We start from the raw sequence: 523 nt of genomic DNA on the forward strand, positions 1-523 counted from the left end.
CGATCTGCAGCCGTCGCCCGACTGACCGCAGGCCACGCCCAGCTCCACGCAGGTCTTCTTGGTGCAGCTGCTGGCGCCGCACTTGCCGAAGGTGCCGCCGCCGCCGCAGGTCTGGCCCGAGGGGCAGGTGCCGCAGCTCAGCGTGCCGCCGCAACCGTCGGCCCACTGCCCGCAGTCGTGGCCCAGGGCCGTGCAGGTCTTGGGCGTGCAGCTGCCGGCGCCGCACACCCCGGGGGTTCCCGCGCCGCCGCAAGTCTGGCCCGAGGGGCAGGTGCCGCAGCTCAGCGTGCCGCCGCAGCCGTCGGACCACAGCCCGCAGTTCTTGCCCAGCGCGCCGCAGGTGGTGGGCGTGCAGCTCGAGGTCGAGCACTTGCCGCCGGTGCCGCACACCTGGCCCGAGGGGCAGGTGCCGCAGCTGGCGATCACCCCGCCGCAGCCATCGGGGGCCGGACCGCACACGATGCCCTGATCGCCGCAGGTGAGCTTGCTGCAGGTCGGCGGCGGCTGCTTCTCGTCGCAGACC

General features: G+C 74.8%; 1 protein-coding gene. It reads right to left on the bottom strand.

The genetic code is table 11. From position 1 onward, the window contains the following. Positions 1-523, bottom strand: a 523-nt coding sequence (locus L6Q96_23625; protein ID MCK6557535.1) for a tryptophan synthase alpha chain, incomplete at both ends; no start/stop codon positions are given.

The organism is Candidatus Binatia bacterium (assembly GCA_023150935.1).
GTDB lineage: Bacteria > Desulfobacterota > Binatia > HRBIN30 > HRBIN30 > JAKLJW01.